At 34.9% G+C, this 21,134-nt stretch carries 9 protein-coding genes; 4 read left to right on the top strand and 5 right to left on the bottom strand.

Annotation, left to right across the window (positions count from 1 at the left end; all coding sequences use genetic code 11):
- Nucleotides 1-66: 66 nt before the first annotated feature.
- Complete coding sequence (gene lpxK, locus RF683_RS02555; RefSeq protein ID WP_309532651.1) at nt 67-1,077, bottom strand: tetraacyldisaccharide 4'-kinase; 1,011 nt, start codon at nt 1,075-1,077, stop codon at nt 67-69.
- Nucleotides 1,078-1,162: 85 nt separating this feature from the next.
- On the opposite strand from lpxK, the gene RF683_RS02550 reads away from it, so the two are divergent.
- From RF683_RS02550 to RF683_RS02535, 4 genes are all read left to right on the top strand, one after another.
- Nucleotides 1,163-2,257 (top strand): Nif3-like dinuclear metal center hexameric protein, encoded by a 1,095-nt coding sequence (locus RF683_RS02550; protein ID WP_309532650.1) that lies wholly within the window; start codon nt 1,163-1,165, stop codon nt 2,255-2,257.
- Between the two features lie 5 nt (nt 2,258-2,262).
- Nucleotides 2,263-3,042 carry a zinc ribbon domain-containing protein gene (locus RF683_RS02545; protein ID WP_298656455.1) on the top strand — a complete coding sequence of 260 codons (780 nt, stop codon included), beginning with the start codon at nt 2,263-2,265 and terminating at the stop codon, nt 3,040-3,042.
- Nucleotides 3,043-3,111: 69 nt separating this feature from the next.
- A complete protein-coding gene (gene rluF, locus RF683_RS02540) occupies nt 3,112-3,900 on the top strand; it encodes a 23S rRNA pseudouridine(2604) synthase RluF (RefSeq protein ID WP_309532649.1) in 789 nt (262 codons plus the stop codon).
- A 4-nt stretch (nt 3,901-3,904) separates the two neighbouring features.
- Nucleotides 3,905-4,393, top strand: coding sequence for a hypothetical protein (locus tag RF683_RS02535; protein ID WP_309532648.1), 489 nt, complete (start codon nt 3,905-3,907; stop codon nt 4,391-4,393).
- Here the strand turns inward: RF683_RS02535 and RF683_RS02530 are convergent.
- The 4 genes from RF683_RS02530 to rpoC all read right to left on the bottom strand — a co-directional run bounded on the left by RF683_RS02530 (nt 4,390) and on the right by rpoC (nt 21,057).
- Entirely contained in the window at nt 4,390-4,884 is a 495-nt protein-coding gene (locus tag RF683_RS02530; protein WP_309532647.1) for a GNAT family N-acetyltransferase, read from the bottom strand. The two genes, RF683_RS02535 and RF683_RS02530, sit on opposite strands and share 4 nt — an antisense overlap.
- Nucleotides 4,885-4,969: 85 nt before the next feature.
- Nucleotides 4,970-15,931 (bottom strand): Ig-like domain-containing protein, encoded by a 10,962-nt coding sequence (locus tag RF683_RS02525; protein ID WP_309532646.1) that lies wholly within the window; start codon nt 15,929-15,931, stop codon nt 4,970-4,972.
- A gap of 166 nt (nt 15,932-16,097) precedes the next feature.
- A complete protein-coding gene (locus tag RF683_RS02520) occupies nt 16,098-16,406 on the bottom strand; it encodes a DUF3467 domain-containing protein (RefSeq protein ID WP_309532645.1) in 309 nt (102 codons plus the stop codon).
- 352 nt (nt 16,407-16,758) lie between these two features.
- Nucleotides 16,759-21,057: a DNA-directed RNA polymerase subunit beta' gene (gene rpoC / locus RF683_RS02515; protein ID WP_309532644.1), complete on the bottom strand. Its 4,299-nt coding sequence runs from the start codon at nt 21,055-21,057 to the stop codon at nt 16,759-16,761.
- Nucleotides 21,058-21,134 lie beyond the last annotated feature (77 nt).

Here is a 21,134-nt window from a genome sequence, read left to right as displayed (position 1 = left end):
TAAAAAAATAACAAAAAATAAAGCAAAAAAAATCAGAAAATTCAATTATATGTAAAAATTCATTAATTAATTATTTACATTTATACAATTGAAAATCACGGTATCAAAATCAGATTTTTTAAGAATTTTTAATTTTATTGGAAGATAAAACAGTTGATTTTGAGGCAGTAACCCATTCAATCTTACAAAATCTTTCTCTGTTGTAACAATTTTTTTAGTAGTTGCTTTTTCAGCTATTTTAATACAATCATTTTTTGTAAAAAAATAATGATCAGGATAGGTTAAAAGTTGATCGTTTTTATCCTGCAAATAATCAAAAAAAGGTGTTGGATTTGCAATCCCTGCAACAAGCAATTTACTTTCATTTTTAATGGCTTCTACATTTATTTTTGACACATTGTTGTAAACAAAATCATCATACACAATAGAGCTAAAAAAAACAGGACATTCAACTTGTAATTTATCTATTATATTTTGTTGTTGTAGCCCGTCTAAATTAGTTGGACACTTTGTAACCACAACAATGTCTGCTCTTTTTTTACCTAAAGAAGGCTCTCTTAAATTACCAAAGGGCAAAATAAAATCATCTACAAATAAATCATTATAAGCCGTTAACAATATATAAAACCCTCCTTTCACCTTTCTATGTTGAAACGCATCATCTAATAGTATAACATCAGGTTTATTAGGTAAGTTCATTAGAGCATTAATTGCGTTTCTTCTATCCGCATCAACAGCAACCAAACATTTATCTTTAAATTTAGTAAAGAACTGGAAAGGTTCATCGCCAATCGACTCTGCTGTAGCCTGCTCATCAGCTAGCACAAACCCTTTCGATTTACGCTTATATCCTCTACTCAAAACAGCAACTTTATACGTATCTGCTAACAAGTCTATTAAATATTCTATCTGAGGTGTCTTTCCCGTTCCACCTACACTTAAATTTCCAACAGCAATAACTGGCACATCAAAAGATGTGCTTTTAAAAACACCTTTATCATATAGCCAATTTCGAATAAATGTGACTAACCAATAAATGATGGACACAGGGAATAGTATTTTTCTAACTAAATTCATTGCACGAAATTACTAAATTTTATCACTTTTTTATTTTTTTATGTCATGATTTAGATTAATTTGCACTACTTTTTTATTTTAAACCATGAAATTAACTGATATTCTTTCCGTTTTAGAAGAAATGGCACCACTAGGATATGCCGAAGATTTTGACAATGTAGGGCTTCTAGTGGGAAACAAAAATCAAGATATCAGTGGTGTTTTAGTCACTCATGACGCATTAGAAGAAGTCATTGATGAAGCCATTGCTAAAAAATGTAACCTAATTGTTTGCTTTCACCCCATTTTATTTTCGGGATTAAAAAAAATTACGGGTGCTACTTACGTAGAACGAGCTATTGTAAAAGCGATTCAAAACAACATCGCCATATATGCCGTTCATACTGCACTAGACAATCACCCAGAAGGTGTAAACAAACTATTTTGTAACGCTTTAGGGATAAAAACCGGTAAAATTTTAATTCCAAAGACAAACTATATACACAAATTAATTACCTATGCCCCACTTGAAAACGCCGATACCGTTAGAAACGCCTTATTTAATGCTGGAGCTGGTGCCATAGGCAATTATGAAAATTGTAGTTTTAACACAAAAGGTCTTGGGACTTATATGGGAAATGAACATAGTAATCCCGTATTTGGTAATCAATTTGAATTTGTAGAATCAGAAGAAATAAAAATTGAAGTCACTTTTGAAAAACATTTAGAAGGAAAAATTTTAAATGCATTATTCAAAAATCACATCTATGAAGAAGTGGCTTATGAATTATACCAATTAGAAAATAAACATCAAAATATAGGTTTAGGCATGATTGGTGAATTGGATACTCCGCTATCCGAAAATGATTTTCTTCAGTTAGTCAAAGAAAAAATGCAATGTGGAGGCATTAGACATAGCACATTTTTAAATAAACCCATAAAAAAAGTAGCTGTTTTAGGCGGCAGCGGAAGTTTTGCTATTCCACAGGCAATTCGAGAAGGTGCTGATGCTTTTTTAACTGCTGATTTAAAATATCATCAATTTTATGAAGCTGAAAATCAATTACTTTTAGCTGATATTGGTCACTTTGAAAGCGAAAGATTTACAAAAAATTATATTGTTGATTATCTTAAAGAAAAAATCACTAATTTTGCAATCATTTTATCAGAAGTAAATACAAATCCGGTTAAATATTTTTAACAATCATGGCAAACAAAAAAGAACTAAACGTAGAAGAAAAATTAAGAGCAATATACTCTTTACAACTTATTGATTCTAAAATTGATGAAATCAGAAATGTGAGAGGTGAACTACCTTTAGAAGTTGAAGATTTAGAAGACGAAGTAACTGGTCTTTCAAAACGTTTAGATAAGTTAAATGAAGATTTAGAAAACATTGACAACTTAATCAAAGAGAAAAAAAATAATATTGAAGACCACAAAGCTTCAATTAAAAAATACACAGATCAACAAAAGAATGTTCGTAACAATAGAGAATTCAACTCTTTATCTAAAGAAATTGAATTTCAAGAATTAGAAATTCAATTAGCTGAAAAACATATCAAAGAAATGAAAGCTTCTTTAGAAGGTAAAAAAGCTATCGTTACTGAAACAAAAGAAAGACTAGCTTCTAAAGAAAATCATTTGAAACATAAAAAAGCTGAATTAAGCGATATTATGTCTGAAACTGAAAAAGAAGAAAACTTCTTATTAAGTAAGTCTGAAGAATTTAGAGGAAAAATTGAAGCACGTTTATTAGAAGCTTACGATAGAATTAGAACTAACGTAAGAAATGGATTAGCTGTTGTATCTATTGAGAGAGGTGCATCTGCTGGATCATTCTTCACTATTCCACCACAAACACAAATGGAAATTGCAGGTAGAAAAAAAATCATTACGGATGAGCATAGTGGAAGAATTTTAGTCGATAGCGCTTTAGCAGATGAAGAAAGACAAAAAATGGAGCAATTATTTTCTAAAATGTAAGATACAGAATCCCGATTTATTCGGGATTTTTTTTTGAAAACAATTACTAAAAAAACTACTTTTGTGACTATGGAAGAACGAGGTATACGTATTAATAAATATTTATCTGAATGTGGATTTTGCTCTCGCAGAGAAGCAGATAAACTTTTGGAACAAGGTCGCATTACCATCAATGGCAAAATTCCAGAATTAGGCACAAAAGTTGAACCAGGTGACGAAGTTGTTGTAAACGGGAAAACAATTACAAACAACCAGAAAGAACACCTTTATTTAGCATTTAACAAACCGGTAGGTATTGAATGTACTACGAATCAAAAAACGAAAGACAACATTATTGATTTCATTGCTTATCCGGAACGAATATTCCCCATTGGACGTTTAGACAAAGCTAGTGAAGGATTAATTTTCATGACGAATGATGGCGATATTGTAAATAAAATTCTTCGCGCTAGAAACAATCACGAAAAAGAATATATTGTGACGGTTGACAAACCCATAACTGACGAGTTCATTCAACGCATGGGCGACGGCTTACCTATTTTGGACACTATAACAAGAAAATGTAGCGTAGCACGCATTAGCAATACTGTTTTTAAAATTGTCCTTACGCAAGGTTTAAATAGACAAATTCGTAGAATGTGTGATTATTTAGGCTATGACGTTTTGGCTTTAAAAAGAATTAGAATAATCAACATTTCATTAGATGTGCCTGTTGGAAAATACCGCCATTTAACATCCGAAGAAATCAAACAGTTAAACGAACTTATTGCCCCTTCAAGTAAGACCGAAGAAGCAAGTATTCCCAAAGGAGTAAAAACAAACTACGGTTCTCGAAACTACGATAAAAGAAATAGATAATTATATGACACCAAAAAAAGATATTGAAACAGAAATAAACAAGTATTTAAAAGGAAATTATTCTAAAAAAGTTGCTTTTGAATTGTTAAAAAGAGAAGGTTTTACAGCAGAAGAACTACAACCTTTTTCAAAACATTTTGATACTTTACACAACAACAGCGATAATAGTTTATCCTTTTTTCCAGGGTTTTTATTTTTACTTCTTTCTTCTTTACTGTTACTCACTTTAAGTTTAAAATCGGAAACGCTTTTTACTCAATTAGTTTTGCTTTTTATTTTTGCACTATCCGTAGTAGCTACTTATTATTATCACAAAAAGAACAAACTAGGCGTTTTATTTGCTGGGTTTCAAAATGTGTTATTTATTTTGATTGCAGTCTATTTATACACCATAGAATTTATAGGCTTATCCAAGCTACTACTTGTAGAATTTTGGTTGCTTTTTACCTTGTTTTCCATCAAAAAATACTACACCAAAATCAAACAAGACTAAAACAACAATTGCATTACATAATCATCCATTACATAACCATTCCCTATTGGAATAACTTCTTCTTGTATAATCGAAAAACCCAATTTAGCATAAAACAATTGCGCCGAATTGTATTTATTTACATTTAAAAACAAACCTTTTTGTTTGTGTCCTTTTGCCTCCGTACTTGCAAAATCAATTAACTGCTTACCAATGCCTTTTCCTTGGCACGAATGCAAGACATACAATTTATGAATTTTTGTAAGCAGAGAAGCCTTACAATCATGTTCAATAGCTAAAAACCCAACTGGAAAACCATTTTCTTCAGCCAGAAAAAATTGTTGCCCTTTTTCCAGTTGCTTTTCTAATACATCTAATGCATAAAACTTCGCTAACATATACTCTAATTGTGCAACAGACAAAATAGCCGCATAGGTTTGTGGCCAAATTTCATGTGCCAAATGTTGGATAATGGGTAACTCTGTTAGTGCAACTCGGTGTATTGAAATCATTACTATAAATCGTTTTATACAAAAATACTAAAAATAAAAAAAGGGCTACTGATGAGTAGCCCTTTTAGTTTAATATAAGAATTAATTATTTTTTATAAACTTTTAATTCTGCTGATTTATCTTCTGCATATACTTTTACTATATACATAGCAGTTGATAATTCAGTCATATCTACTTGAACATTAGTTGCATTTGGTTGAACCACTTTTACTAATTGACCATTTAGATTATAGATTTGAATTGAAGTAATCTCTTTTGTGTAAACAATAGTTAATTGATCCACAACTGGATTTGGATAGAATTTCAAGTTTTCTAAATCAAATGTTCTATTATCAAGTGTTACAGTTACCGTAACAGCTAATGCATTACTTCTACAAGAACCAACTACTGAAACTGCATAATATGTAGTTCCATCAACTAATTGAGTTCCGGCAGCAATTGCATTTGTACCTGCTGCTGCATCAGCTGCAGTTGGATACCAAACTACACCAGCACCACTTACTGAAATATCTTCAATTGTTGCATCAGCCGCCACACCGCCAAAGATAGTTTGTATAGCTGCACCTGTAGGCGCTGCAATTGGTGAAATTGTAATAGTTACTGAAGTTCTTGGACTTTCACAACCGTTAATTGTTTGAGATACATAATATGTACCAGCAGCTAATGGCGTAGTTGTACTTAAAACATTTCCAGCTGTTGCTGCATCATACCAAGTATAAGCAGTACCACTTGGAACTAAATTAGAAACTAATGGAGCACTACAGAAACTTTGAGCTGCAGCATTAGGCGCAGTTGGAATTGAATTAACAACCACTGTCACCGCTAATCTTGTTGCACTTTCACAACCATTAACTGTTTGTGTAGCATAATAAGTAGATCCATTTACAAGACCAACAAGTGACCATAATGAAGCTGGGTACTCTGTACCACCTGTAGCTGCATTATACCATCTAATATTACTTCCTGTAGCCACTAATTGAGATAAATTACCAGAGCCACAGAATGTTTGTGTAGCTGAACCAGTTGGTACATTTGTAACGTTAATAGTTACTACAACTGAAGCTATTGATGAACATCCGTTTGCATTTGTACCTTTAATATAGTATGTACCAGAAGTTGTTACTGCATTTGGATTTGATAAAGCAGTTGTTGCAGCTGAATCTGTAAAATACGTAAATGTTAATCCTGAAGCAGAACCAGTTGTTACCGCAGCTGCTGTTAAATCAACAGTATTTGGATAACAAACTGTTGCTGGCGCTACAGTTGTAACTACTGGTAACGGATTCACAGTAACTGTTACTGGAGAAACTGTAGAACATCCATTAACATTAGTTCCCTTAATATAATAGGTACCTGAAGTCGTTACTGCATTTGGATTTGCTAAAGCAATTGTTGCATTAGCATTTGTCCAATAAGTTAATGTCAAACCTGCACTTGAACCATTTGTTACCGCTGAAGCTGTTAAATCAACTGTATTAGGCGAACATACAGCCGCTGGGTTAACCGTTACAACAGTAGGTAATGCAACAATATCAACTGATACAGTAGTACTATTTGTACAGCCTGCTGTGGATGTAGAAGTAACAGTATATGTAGTAGAAACTGGCGTCGCAGATTTAACATACACTGTAGTTGCATTTCCTCCTAAAGTATAAGGAATAGTAGCTGCTGAATCAAGGAATAAATTTGTTACAGGAGTCCAAGTAGTAGTCGCCGTTTCTAACGTTGAAATTCTTAAATTAGGTCTCGTTGTAGTTGTAGTAGGAGCTGTTGTATTTGTACATACATCAACTGTACTATCTTGCGAACGGTATAAATTTAATCCTGAAGCAACTGTAGAAGACTCCACTGAAATTGAATTAGCTGAAGATCCACCTCCGTTATTGTTATTAAAACACGTTTCAACTAACAAACTTGATGTACCATCCCATGTTAATCCAGGTGAAACAGTAAAATCAATATTACCCGTTCCAGTTGTTGGAGTGTAACTTGCCGGTGCTACAACTACTGTATTTGCACCACTAATAAAGTTAGACCCTAAAGTTGTGTTAGATACAAAACCTATATTAACAGTAAAATTATTTAAAGCTAATGGAGTACCCGAAAGAGCGACCCATCCAATAGTATTAATTTTCTGTCCAGCTGCCATACCAAGTGCTGTTAATTCAGCAGCTGTATATAAAGCTTGCGTTTTAGACCCACCATAAAATCCTTTGAACGGTGTTGAAGTTGTATTTGTTGACGTACCAGCACCTACTTTTCCAGTAACACCAATAGCACCACCCGTAACTGATAAACTCTGACTTTGATTAATACATTGTCCTAAGCTTGAAGGTGTAATTGTTAATGCCGTAGGTATAGGATTTACATTTACTACATAAGTAGCTGTAGTACTACATGTTCCTGCAGACTGAGAAGCTGTTAATGTATAGGTAGTTGTACTTGTTGGGTTGAATGTCCATCCCGTAGAACTGTTTCCTATTACACCTGTTGAAGGTGACCAAGCATACACATCATAATTAGAACCACCTGTTGCAACTGTTACTGCTGTAGCAGTTGTTTGACCATTACAAATTGTAGCAGAAGCACCACTTAATGTAATAGCAGTAGGGTTAGTCAATGTAGCCGTAACTGGCACACGAACTCCTGAACAAAACTCTTGGATGGTTATGTTATGGAAATAACTATATGTAGTAGCCGAAACTCCTGAATCATATCCTGAAGTAATTGTACCTGAAGCACCTAAAGCATAAGGATATGTAAATCCTGTAGTACTTCTATTAACTGATTGAGAATAAGAAGCTAATAATCTATAAGTTCCTGGAAGAATATCAAATCCAAGGTTCATTGTATACCAATCTGCTGTTGTACCTTGTGCAATAGGTAATGTTCTAGTTGCTATTTGTGTACCTGTAGCGTGATCAACTAACCTTACAGTAACCGTATTTGTCACTGAAGTCGTTGGCGAGTAGTATTGAGCTGAAACTAACGTAAATGCTTTAGTCGCAGTAAATACTAAACCTCTTTCAGCAGATGCACCAGTTGAATTTGGAACAGTTGATGTATCTAAACCGTTCCCGCTTAATTCTGGATCTAAAGCATTTTCTTGCACATAATAAGTAGTAGATGCCGAAATAGAAGGCGTTGTAAATGTATTACCCGTAGCTAATGCAGTACCGCCTGTTTGTGCCGCATACCATTTTATTGCATTACCCGCAGTAGACTCCGTAGCTGAAAGCGTAAACGCTGCGCTATTAGCACAAATTGTTTGACCTACTACCGAAAGAGGTTGAGGGTTATTTACAGTTACTGTAGCAGTTTTTACTAACTGTGTACCTGCATTATCTGTAATGGTTAACGTATATGTTTTATCAGATGTTGGTGTTACCGCTAATGTAGAAGCTGTTCCTACAACTGATGTTCCATCACTCCAAGAATACGTATAAGGAATACATCCTCCTGTTGGGTTGGCATACATGGTTACTGTTTCTCCCACGCAAATACTAGACGCTTGTGGTGCAATAGCGAACATTGCTAATGGTGCTACATTGGTAGATACGGTAACATTTTGTGATGCACTACAACCTGTAGTTGGATTAGTTGCAGTAACTGTATACGTTGTAGAAGCACCTGTTGGCACCACAGTAGTACCTGCTGCTGTACTTAAAACAGAAGTAGTTCCTATTTTCCATGTCCAATTGTAACTTGATGTTACATTTGTAGCTTTTACTCCGCTAATTATGAAGTTTGGACGAGTTGATAACGATGTTGCAGCTCCATTCCAACCTGAAGGAAGAGTATTACCAGTGTATGCACAAACGTTTATAGCTGATTGAGAATCTACGTAACGAGCATTTGCCGAAACAAATGATGTAGTATTTACTTTAATAGTAGAGGCTGTATTAGAAGTATTAGCATTACTCCAACAAAAACTCAAAATAATATTTGATGTTCCATCCCAATTAAATGGAGAACTAAATGTAATTGTATTAATACCTACAGTTGGAGTAAATGTTCCCGAATAAACATTATTGGTAACATTTTCAATGTTAGCTGTTAGGGCTGTTAATGATGTAGTATCTATGTTAACTCCAAAACCATTTAAAGTTGACCCTGCAGAAGTAACATCAATTCCTATAGAGGTAATATTTCCAGCTGCTAATCCTAACGCTGTAAGCTCTGAAGCTGTTAATAAATACTGCGTTTTAACACCACCATAACCTCCATAAAATGGATTAGCTCCAGAAGATGTTGAAGTTGCAACTCCAGTACCTAAATTAATAGTACCATTAACATTCTCAACTATAGTTGCATCTAAATTAATTGTACTTCCTGCACAAGCCACATTTGGAGTTGCAGTTGCTGTAGTAATTACTGGAAGCGGATAAACCGTAACAGTTACTGTATTTGTTGTTTGACAAGAACCATCTACAGCAGAAGCGGTGTAAGTATATGTACCAGCTGCAGTTGGCGTAGCTGTGATAGAAGCACCTGATTGTGCAGTTGTTACGCCACTATTTGCTGTTGATAACCAAGAATACGCATAATTTTGTACTGGTGTATTAGCGCTATTAGCTGCAGTTAGTGTTACACTTTGTCCTAAACAAATTGTAGTATTACTAGATGTTGCAGTTATAGCATCTGGTGTATTAACTGTAACTGTTACAGCTGTACGTGCACTTTCACATCCTGTAGTAGGATTGATTACAGAAACGTAAAAAGTTGTAGTTGTAGCTATAGCAGTGGTATAAGTCGTTGAAGTACTTGATTGTAAAGCTGTACCTCCTGTTGCTGCTGCATACCATTTAAACGTTGGCGTAGTAAATGCATTTGGATCTACAACACTAGCCGAAGGTACTTGCGTACCACATTGCGTTGAGTTAGTAGTTGTAGGTGCAGTAGGCAATGGATTTGATGTAACTGTTACATTTTGTGAAGAAGTACACCCTGTTGTTGGATTAGTTGCTGTTACCGTATACGTTGTGGTAGCATTAGGTAACGTAACTGTACCTGAAGCACTTGTCAATACCGTTGAAGTACCATCAGACCAAGACCATGTGAAATTAGATGTTGTATTTGTCAAGATTTGTCCACCAAATCTTATATTTGGTCTACTTGTAGATGCAGTTGCCGTAGGATTTGATGTCCAAAAACTTGTATTTGAAGCAGAAGAATATGCATAAACGACTGTATTTCCTGTTGTTGCAGTAAATTGCGTTGTAGCATTAGCAGAACCATAAGCACCCGTACCTCTAACATCAACAATAATATTTGACGTTCCATCCCAAGCATAAGGTGTTGTGAAGTTAATGGTAATATTACCTGTTGCCGATACAGTATAATTAACCGGACCATAAACAGTAGTTAAACCTGTTGTTTGGAAAGTGGTCAATGCACTATTAGTTGTTGAACCCAATCTAATAGTATATCCATTAATTGTAGTAGGTGAAGGTAATGCACCAATATTAATTGTCAAAGAAGTAATATTGCCTGCATTTAGACCCATTGCTTGTAATTCTGAAGCAGTATATACCATTTGATTCCAATCTTGATACCAATAATTTCCAAAGAATGTTGGATAACTCGTAGAAGAAGTATATGAAGTTCCAGAACCTGAAGAAGTAGAATTACCAGGTAATATTTGATTAATAGTAGCTGCTAAATTTATAATACTACCTGCACAAGCAACCGTTGGATTAGCTGTTGCAGTTGTAATAACTGGTAACGGATTAACAACAATTGTTTGAGTAGTTGTTAATGTACACGTACCATCTGTTGCAGTTACTGTATATACATAAGTACCTGCTTGAGTAGGTGTAATTGTTGCAGAATTTCCTGTAACAGCAGTTGTTGCACCACTTCCTACAGTAGCACATAACCAACTGTAAGAAAGCGTAGGCGAACTCGTTGTAGGTGTAGCCGTTAAAGTAAACGTACTTCCAATACAAATACTCGCAGCTGAGGTAGCCACTGTAAATCCAGTTACGCTTAATGTAGCTGTTGCTGAAGTTAGCGCCACACATGGTGCAGTACCTGTAATAATACATTGGTATTGGTATCCATCTAATGCTAAAGCAATAGGAGTAACCGTTAATGTAGCCGTTGTACCACCTGTAGTACCTGTACCCACGTTTGCCCATGTACCTGAGCTATTTGCTCTTTGTTGCCATTGATATGTTAAACCAGTACCTGTAGCAACTGCAGTAAATGTAGCATTTGTAGCATTTGAACAAACTGTAGCATCTGCTGGTTGTGTTGTAATTGCTACAACATCATTTATTGTTAAAATTGCAGCATTAGAGTAAATTGGACCTGGGCTCAACACACATCTGTATTGCTGTAATGAATTAGCAGCAGTTAAACCAGATACGGTCAAGGAAGTGTTTGTTTCCCCTGAAATATCTGTCCATGAAGTACCATTATTAGTACTTAATTGCCATTGGTATGTTGGTGTAGAACCTGAAGTTGCAATTGTAAATGTTGCACTACCATTACTACAAATAGTTGTAGAAGTAGGTTGTGTAGTAATAGCCGTTGTACTAATGGTTAATGAAACCACATTTGATGTAACTGATGTACAAGGCGCAGCACCAGAAACAATACATTTGTATTGGTTTCCGTTCATACCATTTGTAACTGATACAGCCGTATAGGTTGCACTTGTTGCACCTGATATATTTGTCCAAGTTACACCATTATCAGTGCTTTCTTGCCATTGATAGGTTAAACCTGAACCTGTAGCTGCAACTGTAAACGAAGCGTTACTGTTTTCTAATGAAACAGAGTTACTTGGTTGCGTAGTAATAGCTACTGGTGTATTAATTGTAATTGAAAACGCTTGTGGCGTTGCACTAACACAACCTGTTGTTGAATTTTTAACTAAAATAGTACCATTATACGTACCTGCTACTGCACTTGCTGGTACTGTTAAAGCAATAGGTGATGTAGTAAATGCGGTAAATGTTGTAATATCTGCAAAACCTGCAGTATTGGCAGCTGCATCAAAATCAATAGTATATTGATTTGGTGCGTCAGTTGTAGCAGTAAAACTCAATGATGAGCTTAAACCTCCAAGACATACTGGAGCAGCTGTACCTAAAGTAATTGTAGGTAATAAATTTGGTGTTACTGTAACCGTATTTGAAACCGGACAGGTACCTAAAGTTGATGTTAGCGTATAAGTTTCCGGAGTCGTTAACTTAGTATAAACCACCGCAGTTGATTCACCTGCATAAGGTACAGTTGCCGCAGCATCAGTAAATAAATTTGTTGCTGGCGTCCATAACATTACTGGTTGTAATGGTCTTGTAAAAGTAAGTATCGTTCCTGAAGGAATATTTGCAGTAACTACAGCTGTATTTTCAGTAGTTGAAGAAACAGTAGATGTAGTAATTGGAGAAAGTGGTGAAACACTAAGGTAGTTACCAATTGCTCCAGAAATTCCAATAGAGGCTGTAGGTGAAGATAATGTTGCACTTTGGGCTCCATATATGAATTGAATAGTTCCATTTTCATATAATAAAGCCTGCATATCAATTGTTGGATTAGTTGAGCTACCTGTACCAGCTACGTGCATACCTGTCCATTGTACAGTAAGTACTCTGTTAGGTGCAGTTCCAGTTGTACTATATAGTACACTTCCACCTGTTGTATTGTTGTCATCCCACAAAGGAGAAATTATATTTGCTGTTGTAGCCAATGCATTTGAAGAAAAACCAGTCGTCCATGCTGCTGATGTATTTCCAAGAAGAATCATTCCATTCGATGAAACACCAAAAACAGTTTGCGTTGAACCATTGTAAGGAAATGTAAAACCTATAGGTAAATTACCAATTCCATAATCATCACCTATAGCTGAAGAAACTGCTGTTCCTGTAATAGGCGTATAAGTACCTGTTGATCCAGCAAAACTATATAAAGAAGCTCTTGAATCTACAGTACCACCAGTAGCTGTTAAAGTAGTAATTCCACCTTGACAAATTGAAGCTGGATTTTTTGTAATTGTAATCGCACTTGCCGCAGGAAGAACTGTTACTGTAACCGTGCCTGTAGAAGAACAACCTTCTGCACTAACACCTGTTACAGTATAAGTAGTTGTTACTGTTGGGCTAGCCGTTACAGTAGTACCTGTTGTAGCAGATAAACCAGTTCCTGGGAACCAGCTATACGTTACACCACCAGTACCTGTTAAAGTAGTACTTGCCCCTGCACAAATTGTTGATGTTGCTGCTGTAGCCGAAATTGTAGGCGGCGCAACTGTTGTAAATACATTTGCTGTGCCAGTAGTGTCTACTGAACCTGCTGGATTGGTAATGATTACTCCTCCATCAACTACTCCAACCGGAATAGTTACCGTTAACGTTGTAGAAGTACTAGCTGTTACTACACCTGGTAAATTAACACCTGTTGGCCCGTTAAATAAAATTGATGTTACAGTATCAAAACCAGTACCTGTAAATGTGATAGATTGTCCACCATTTAAACATAAAACAGTTGGTGCAAAACTAGTTACAGTTGGCGCAACTATAACACCATTTGACCATTCATCTGCTCCAATATCTGGAGAAGTTGTATCACGAGAATCATTATCAAAATCTGTAATAAATCCTGAAATTACCTGTCCATAAGAACCAGCTAAGTTAGTAGCACCTGGTAAAAAGTGCAAGTACGTTGCATCTGAACCTGTTGTACTGGCAAACGTTGGATTTTGAAATTTAGAAGCAGTTTCTCTTGTACTTACTAACGTTTGGAAAGCACTTAATGTTGCATAATTAGTTCCATTATTAAATAAACCACTTGTTCCATAGAATAAGTTGTTATTTGAAGAACTTGCATAATTATTCAAATCTGTTGCAGCACTTCTTCTAAAGGCAACTGCTAAACCTGTTCCATTAGCAGTTGATGCATTTACAATAATGTTGTTTCTTAAATCTAAGGCAGCTGTAGTAGCTGTAGCAGAATAAGTATGGAAAATACCCGAAGAACCAAAGTTAGCTCCGGATGAAGTTCCATTTAAATATATTGTGTTGTAATAAACCTTTTGAGTTGAAGTAGCGGTAGTTGAAGTAATACTAATACCTCTAATCACATCGGTACCACTTGCAGCTGTTGCACGCAAATCGCCAATAATATTATTATACGTATTAATAGTTGTACCACCACCAATTGCAATACCATTTACAGTTGAACCTGCATTAGTACCCAACAAATTGTAAATTTTATTTTGATATACATTTGTTGCAGCACCACCTCCAATATTAATACCTGTAACCGCTGAAGCTCCTGAAGAATTCAATCCAAAAATTGTATTTCCAAAGAAATTTTGAGCTCCTCCTGCAGAAGTAAGTGCAGTTATTGAAGATGCCGCTGAAATATTACTAATAGTGTTACCTGATACATTATTACCAGTATTTCCATTATTAGAATATGCAACATTTAAAAGTGTAACTGGACTAGTTCCACCAGCTATATTATTAAAAGTGTTATTGGTTACTACTTTATTTGAACCAAATGGACTTGTTGTACTACCATCAGTAGAAACCCACCCCGCAATTGTAGTTGCCCCTGTTACAGCAATATTAGAAAAATTATTACCTGTATTTGTTTCAGTAGCCGTAACAGGTGATGTACTATTTGAATTATAAAAAGTAACGGTACCTCCAGCTCCTGTTTTATTGAAAGCCGTAACAATGGAGTTATTATTAACTGTAGCAGTACCATTTGCAGGTCTAGTAAAACTGTTACTAATAAACGTAAAACTACCTGTTGTATTAGAAGTAATATTCGTAAAGGTGTTGTTGTTGATATTAGTAATTAGATTAGGCATTACACAAGAAATAGCCGTGATAGCACCCGATGTAGATGCTGCACTAGTTCCGAATGCAGTAAAATTATTATTATTAATATTTTGCGTTGATGTTGCTGTACCTGTAGTAGCTTCAACTGTAACACCTTGAATTGTTCCAGAAGTAAAACCATGCGTTAAAGCTACGGTATTATTGTTTATATTATTTATAAAAGTACCTGTTGGAGCATTTGAAGCAGATGTTATAAAAATACCTCTTAAGGTTGTACTTGCTGCATTCACTCCACCATTTGAACTGGTAATAGTATTGTATGAAACATTAAATCCAATAACATTTCTAATTAAAATACCATTAATTGTTCCTGATACATTCGCATAAGACGAAGCTTGCACTGCTGTACCAAAATTAGAAATGGTATTACCTGTTGTTATTGATGAACCCCCGATATCAACACCTGAAATTAAATCTGCAGCCGCTGTAGGTCCTACAACTACAATTCCTTGATTTACATTACTAATTGTATTTCCATATACTTTTAAACCACTGTTTCCACCAGCTGTAGATGTAGCTGTAGCTGATGTAGTTGCAGCAGTTGCACTGTGTGTTGAGTTACTATAAATACCAAACGTGTTTGTATACGTTCTATTTAAAGTGATCGTATTATTTTGAATGGTACAGTTTTGCGCACCATTAGTAGTAGTGGCATAAAACAACGCTACACCAAATTCTGTCATAGTGTTAGTACCAGCAGTAGTGTCAGCTGCTACAGGTGTAAATGCACGCTCATTCATTGTGAAGTTTTGAATCGTAATCCAATCTCCCCCTGAAATTTTGAAAATAGCATCAACAAGAGAACCACTTGTTTGTGCTGGTGCTGTAATTACACTTGTACTACCTTGAATAATAATTGTATTCACAGAAGTACCAGAAGCTGTTATGTTATAACCTCCCACGGGTGCTGTTTCATTACCTGTAAGGGTAATTACTACAGGTCCGTTAATAGTCGCTGCATTTAGTGCAGTAATAGCATTTGCTAAAGATGTATAGGTTGTTGCTAAACCTGAACCACCATTTGTTGTTACCTGTGCTTGTACAGAAACAAAAGAAAACAATGCCACAAACAGCGTAATTAACGAAATCCAGGTTCGTTTTTTACCTGTGTACGACGTGTCTTCTTGTTTTGTAGAAGTTGATGAACCCGAGGAAAAACGGGTATCAACCGAATCGTAATTGTTTATCATAAGAATTAATTTAGTTTATTATATGTAATTTACAAATATATTTGTTTTTTTAAATAAATAACACCTCTACATCATTTTTATTTTATTTTTACTAAATTTTAGATAATAATGCTAAATAATTAACAAAAAATAAAAAACTCTTTAATTTCTTAAAGAGTTTTCAATGTTAGGCTTGTCCTGCGGGTCCAAAATTTAAAGGAATGGTGGGTTGCTCCCCTTCTTTGATTTCACCGTGTGTAGCTTCAAAACGATGGATGTTTTCGCCTAGTGCTTTTAGTAAGCGTTTGGCATGTTGAGGAGTTAATACAATACGTGATTTTACTTTTGCTTTGGGCACCCCAGGCATAATGCTAATAAAATCTAATACAAACTCTGTATTAGAATGGTTAATTATTGCTAAATTAGAGTAAATGCCTTCTGCAATTTGTTCGTCTAATTCTATATTAATTTGTCCGTCTTGATTGTTGTTTTCCATTATTTTATAAATTTAGTTTTTTATTTACGAGTTATGGGTTACTATTAACGTATAATTTTTTATTTTTTTTAAACATATAAGGCATATTAGGAATATAAGTATATGTTTTTCTTTAACCATTTACCTATTACCTTACACCTTTTAAAGCTGTATCACAAAGTATCACGAAGGTTTCACAAAGTTACACAAAAAATGAGTTAGGAGTTGTTAATAGGTTATAGGTAACTTTTCACATATTACTAATTACTAATTACTCTTAACTCCTACCACAATATTACTAAAACCTTTTGATTAAAAAAAAACCTAACAGAAAAAATCTGTTAGGTTTTTATAGGTATAGCAAGAAGAACTCTTAATAATTAAATTCTTCTTTCGCAGCCATCATTTCGCTGTACTCGTCTTTTGAACCTACAAGAATGTTGTCGTAGTCTCTCATACCTGTACCAGCAGGGATTCTGTGACCTACAATTACATTTTCTTTTAAGCCTTCTAACGTATCTATTTTACCAGCTACTGCTGCTTCATTTAATACTTTAGTTGTTTCTTGGAACGAAGCCGCTGAAATAAATGATTTAGTTTGTAACGATGCTCTAGTAATACCTTGAAGTACTGGAGTTGCCGTTGCCGTAACTACATCTCTTGCTACTACTAAATTTTTATCTTCACGTTTTAATAAAGAATTTTCGTCTCTTAATTCTCTAGGAGAAATAATTTGTCCTGGTTTTAATGTAGCTGAATCACCTGCGTCTTCTACTACTTTCATACCATACAACTTGTCGTTTTCTTCAATAAAATCACGTGTATGAGCTAATTGATCTTCTAAGAATAAGGTATCACCTGGATCTTGAATTTGAACTTTTCGCATCATTTGACGAATCACTACTTCGAAGTGTTTGTCATTGATTTTTACCCCTTGTAAACGATATACTTCTTGAATTTCATTTACCAAGTACTGTTGCACAGCAGAAGGTCCTTGAATTCTTAAGATATCATCTGGTGTAATAGCTCCATCAGACAATGGCATACCTGCTCTTACAAAGTCATTTTCTTGAACTAAGATTTGGTTAGAAAGTTTTACTAAATATTTCTTCACTTCACCAAATTTAGATTCAATAGAAATTTCTCTATTTCCTCTTTTTACTTTTCCAAAAGTAACTACACCATCAATTTCAGAAACTACCGCTGGGTTTGAAGGATTACGTGCTTCTAACAACTCTGTAATTCTTGGTAAACCTCCGGTAATATCGCCTGCTTTAGAAGAACGACGTGGAATTTTAACTAAAACTTTACCCGCTTTAATTTTTTCTCCGTCATCTACCATAAGGTGCGCTCCTACTGGTAAGTTATACGATCTAATTAATTCACCATCTTTACCATAAATATGTAAGGTTGGAATTAATTTTTTATTTCTTGCTTCTGAAATTACTTTTTCTTGGAAACCTGTTTGTTCGTCAATTTCAACTAAGAACGATTGTCCTTGTTCAATATCTTCGTACCCTACTTTACCTGTAAATTCAGAAATAATTACCCCATTATATGGGTCCCATTTACAGATCGTAGCACCTTTTTCTAACGTGTCTCCGTCTTTAACAAAAATGGTAGATCCATAAGGAATGTTGTGTGTATTTAAGACGATACCTGTTTTTGGTTCTACTAATTTTAATTCTGTAGAACGAGAAATTACAATATCAACTGTATTTCCTTCGTTATCTTCCCCTTTAACTGTTTTAAGGTCTTCTATTTCTAATTTACCTGCAAAACGTGCTACAATACTAGACTCTTCAGATATACCTCCTGCAACCCCACCAACGTGGAATGTACGAAGGGTTAACTGAGTTCCTGGTTCACCAATTGATTGTGCTGCAATAACACCAACTGCTTCCCCTTTTTGGGCCATTTTACCCGTAGCTAAGTTTCTACCGTAACATTTTGCACAGATTCCTTTTTTAGCTTCACAAGTTAAGGCCGAACGTACTTCAACTTTTTCTAATGGTGATGCTTCTATTTGTTTTACAATAGCTTCTGTAATTTGCTCACCTGCATGAACCAATACTTCAGAATCTAATGGATTGATTACATCTTGTAACGCTACACGACCTAAAATTCTTTCACCTAACGTTTCAACGATTTCCTCATTTTTCTTTAACGCAGAAACTTCAATACCTCTTAATGTACCACAATCTACTGAATTGATAATAACATCTTGAGAAACGTCATGTAATCTTCTTGTTAAATATCCTGCATCGGCAGTTTTAAGAGCGGTATCGGCAAGACCTTTACGTGCACCGTGCGTAGAAATAAAGTATTCTAAAATCGATAATCCTTCTTTAAAGTTAGAAAGAATTGGATTTTCAATAATTTCTCCACCCGCAGCAGTTGATTTTTTTGGCTTAGCCATCAAACCACGCATACCTGTTAACTGACGGATTTGTTCTTTAGAACCCCTTGCTCCAGAATCAAGCATCATATACACCGAGTTGAACCCTTGTTGGTCTTCTCTAATGTTTTTCATAGCTAATTCTGTTAATTGTGCATTTGTAGAAGTCCACACGTCAATTACCTGATTATAACGCTCATTGTTTGTAATAAGACCCATGTTATAGTTCATCGTAATTGCGTCTACTTGTCCGTTTGCATCAGCAATTAATTCAAATTTCTTTTCTGGAACTTTGATATCCCCTAACGAGAATGACAATCCACCTTTGAAGGCAAATTTGTATCCCATATCCTTAATATTATCAAGGAAAGCAGCCGTTTCAGGAACTGAAGTTGCAGATAAAATATTACCAATAATATCTCTTAACGATTTTTTAGTTAAGACTTCATTGATGTATCCAGCTGCTTCAGGCACTACTTCATTAAATAATACTCTACCAGCTGTAGTTTGAATAATTTTGTATACTAATTCTCCGTTTTCATTAAAATCTTTGGCACGTACTTTTACTCTTGCATTTAAATCAAGTCTTCCTTCATTTAAAGCAATATGTACTTCTTCTACAGAATAAAACGTTAACCCTTCACCTTTAACAGGCACTTCAGGTGTTGACAAACGTTCTTTCGTCATGTAGTATAACCCAAGAACCATGTCTTGAGATGGTACTGTAATAGGTGCACCATTTGCAGGATTCAAGATATTGTGAGAAGCTAACATTAATAATTGCGCTTCTAATATCGCTTCTGGTCCTAATGGTAAGTGAACGGCCATCTGGTCACCATCGAAATCGGCATTAAACGCCGTACATACTAATGGGTGTAACTGGATTGCTTTTCCTTCAATTAACTTAGGCTGGAATGCTTGAATACCTAAACGGTGAAGTGTAGGAGCACGGTTTAGTAATACTGGATGTCCTTTGATTACATTTTCAAGAATATCCCATACTACTGGCTCTTTTTTATCAATAATTTTCTTAGCCGACTTAACTGTTTTAACGATTCCTCTTTCGATTAATTTACGAATAACGAATGGTTTGTACAATTCTGCAGCCATATCTTTTGGTAAACCACATTCAAACAATTTCATTTCTGGTCCAACAACAATTACAGAACGAGCAGAATAATCTACACGTTTACCTAATAAGTTTTGACGGAAACGTCCTTGTTTACCTTTTAATGAATCTGATAAAGATTTTAATGGTCTGTTTGATTCTGTTTTTACCGCTGATGCTTTTCTTGTATTGTCAAATAATGAATCTACTGCTTCTTGAAGCATACGTTTTTCATTACGCAAGATAACTTCAGGGGCTTTAATTTCCATTAATCGTTTTAAACGATTGTTACGGATAATTACTCTTCTGTATAAATCATTTAAATCTGAAGTAGCAAAACGTCCTCCATCAAGTGGCACAAGTGGACGTAATTCAGGTGGAATAACTGGGATAACTTTTAGAATCATCCATTCTGGAAGATTTTCTCTGTTATTGTTAGACTCACGGAATGATTCTACAACATTTAAACGTTTTAATGCTTCTGTTTTTCTTTGTTTAGACGTTTCATTGTTTGCAGCATGACGTAATGAATAAGATAATTCATCTAAATCAATGCGAGACAATAAATCCATAATACATTCAGCACCCATTTTAGCGATGAATTTATTTGGATCTGAATCGTCTAAATATTGGTTTTCCATTGGTAAAGAATCCAAAATATTTAGATATTCTTCTTCTGTTAAGAAATCTAATCTATTTAATGTTTCACCATCTAAACCTTTAGCAATACCCGCTTGAATAACTACATATCTTTCGTAGTAGATAATCATGTCTAATTTTTTAGACGGTAAGCCTAATATATAACCAATTTTATTTGGAAGTGAACGGAAATACCAAATATGAGCGATAGGCACAACTAAATTAATATGTCCTACTCTATCTCTACGTACTTTCTTTTCTGTTACTTCAACCCCACAACGGTCACAAACGATTCCTTTGTAGCGAATTCTTTTATATTTTCCACAAGCACATTCATAGTCTTTTACAGGTCCGAATATTCTTTCACAGAAAAGGCCATCACGCTCTGGTTTGTGCGTACGATAGTTAATCGTTTCCGGTTTTAGAACCTCACCTCTTGACTCAGCTAAAATTGACTCAGGTGATGCTAAACCTATTGTGATTCTGTTAAATCTTTTAACGGTATTTTTATCTTTTAATTTTGTCATGATATGAATACTATCGATTTATTTAAATTTTTTGTTTTGTTTTTCAGTTTTCAGTCGCAGAAACTGATTACCGCGAC

The organism is Flavobacterium sp. 20NA77.7, from assembly GCF_031326205.1.
Classification (GTDB): domain Bacteria; phylum Bacteroidota; class Bacteroidia; order Flavobacteriales; family Flavobacteriaceae; genus Flavobacterium; species Flavobacterium nakdongensis.
The sequence above is the reverse complement of the archived record's forward strand: the minus strand, read 5'-3'. Positions and strand labels throughout refer to the sequence as shown.

Bases quoted from the DNA above. Each gene is read 5' to 3' on its own strand.
- RF683_RS02545 (WP_298656455.1), top strand. From the start codon at position 2,263: ATGGCAAACAAAAAAGAACTAAACGTAGAAGAAAAATTAAGAGCAATA.
- RF683_RS02550 (WP_309532650.1), top strand. From the start codon at position 1,163: ATGAAATTAACTGATATTCTTTCCGTTTTAGAAGAAATGGCACCACTA.
- RF683_RS02530 (WP_309532647.1), bottom strand. From the start codon at position 4,884: ATGATTTCAATACACCGAGTTGCACTAACAGAGTTACCCATTATCCAA.
- rpoC (WP_309532644.1), bottom strand. From the start codon at position 21,057: ATGACAAAATTAAAAGATAAAAATACCGTTAAAAGATTTAACAGAATC.
- RF683_RS02525 (WP_309532646.1), bottom strand. From the start codon at position 15,931: ATGATAAACAATTACGATTCGGTTGATACCCGTTTTTCCTCGGGTTCA.
- RF683_RS02535 (WP_309532648.1), top strand. From the start codon at position 3,905: ATGACACCAAAAAAAGATATTGAAACAGAAATAAACAAGTATTTAAAA.
- lpxK (WP_309532651.1), bottom strand. From the start codon at position 1,077: ATGAATTTAGTTAGAAAAATACTATTCCCTGTGTCCATCATTTATTGG.
- RF683_RS02520 (WP_309532645.1), bottom strand. From the start codon at position 16,406: ATGGAAAACAACAATCAAGACGGACAAATTAATATAGAATTAGACGAA.
- rluF (WP_309532649.1), top strand. From the start codon at position 3,112: ATGGAAGAACGAGGTATACGTATTAATAAATATTTATCTGAATGTGGA.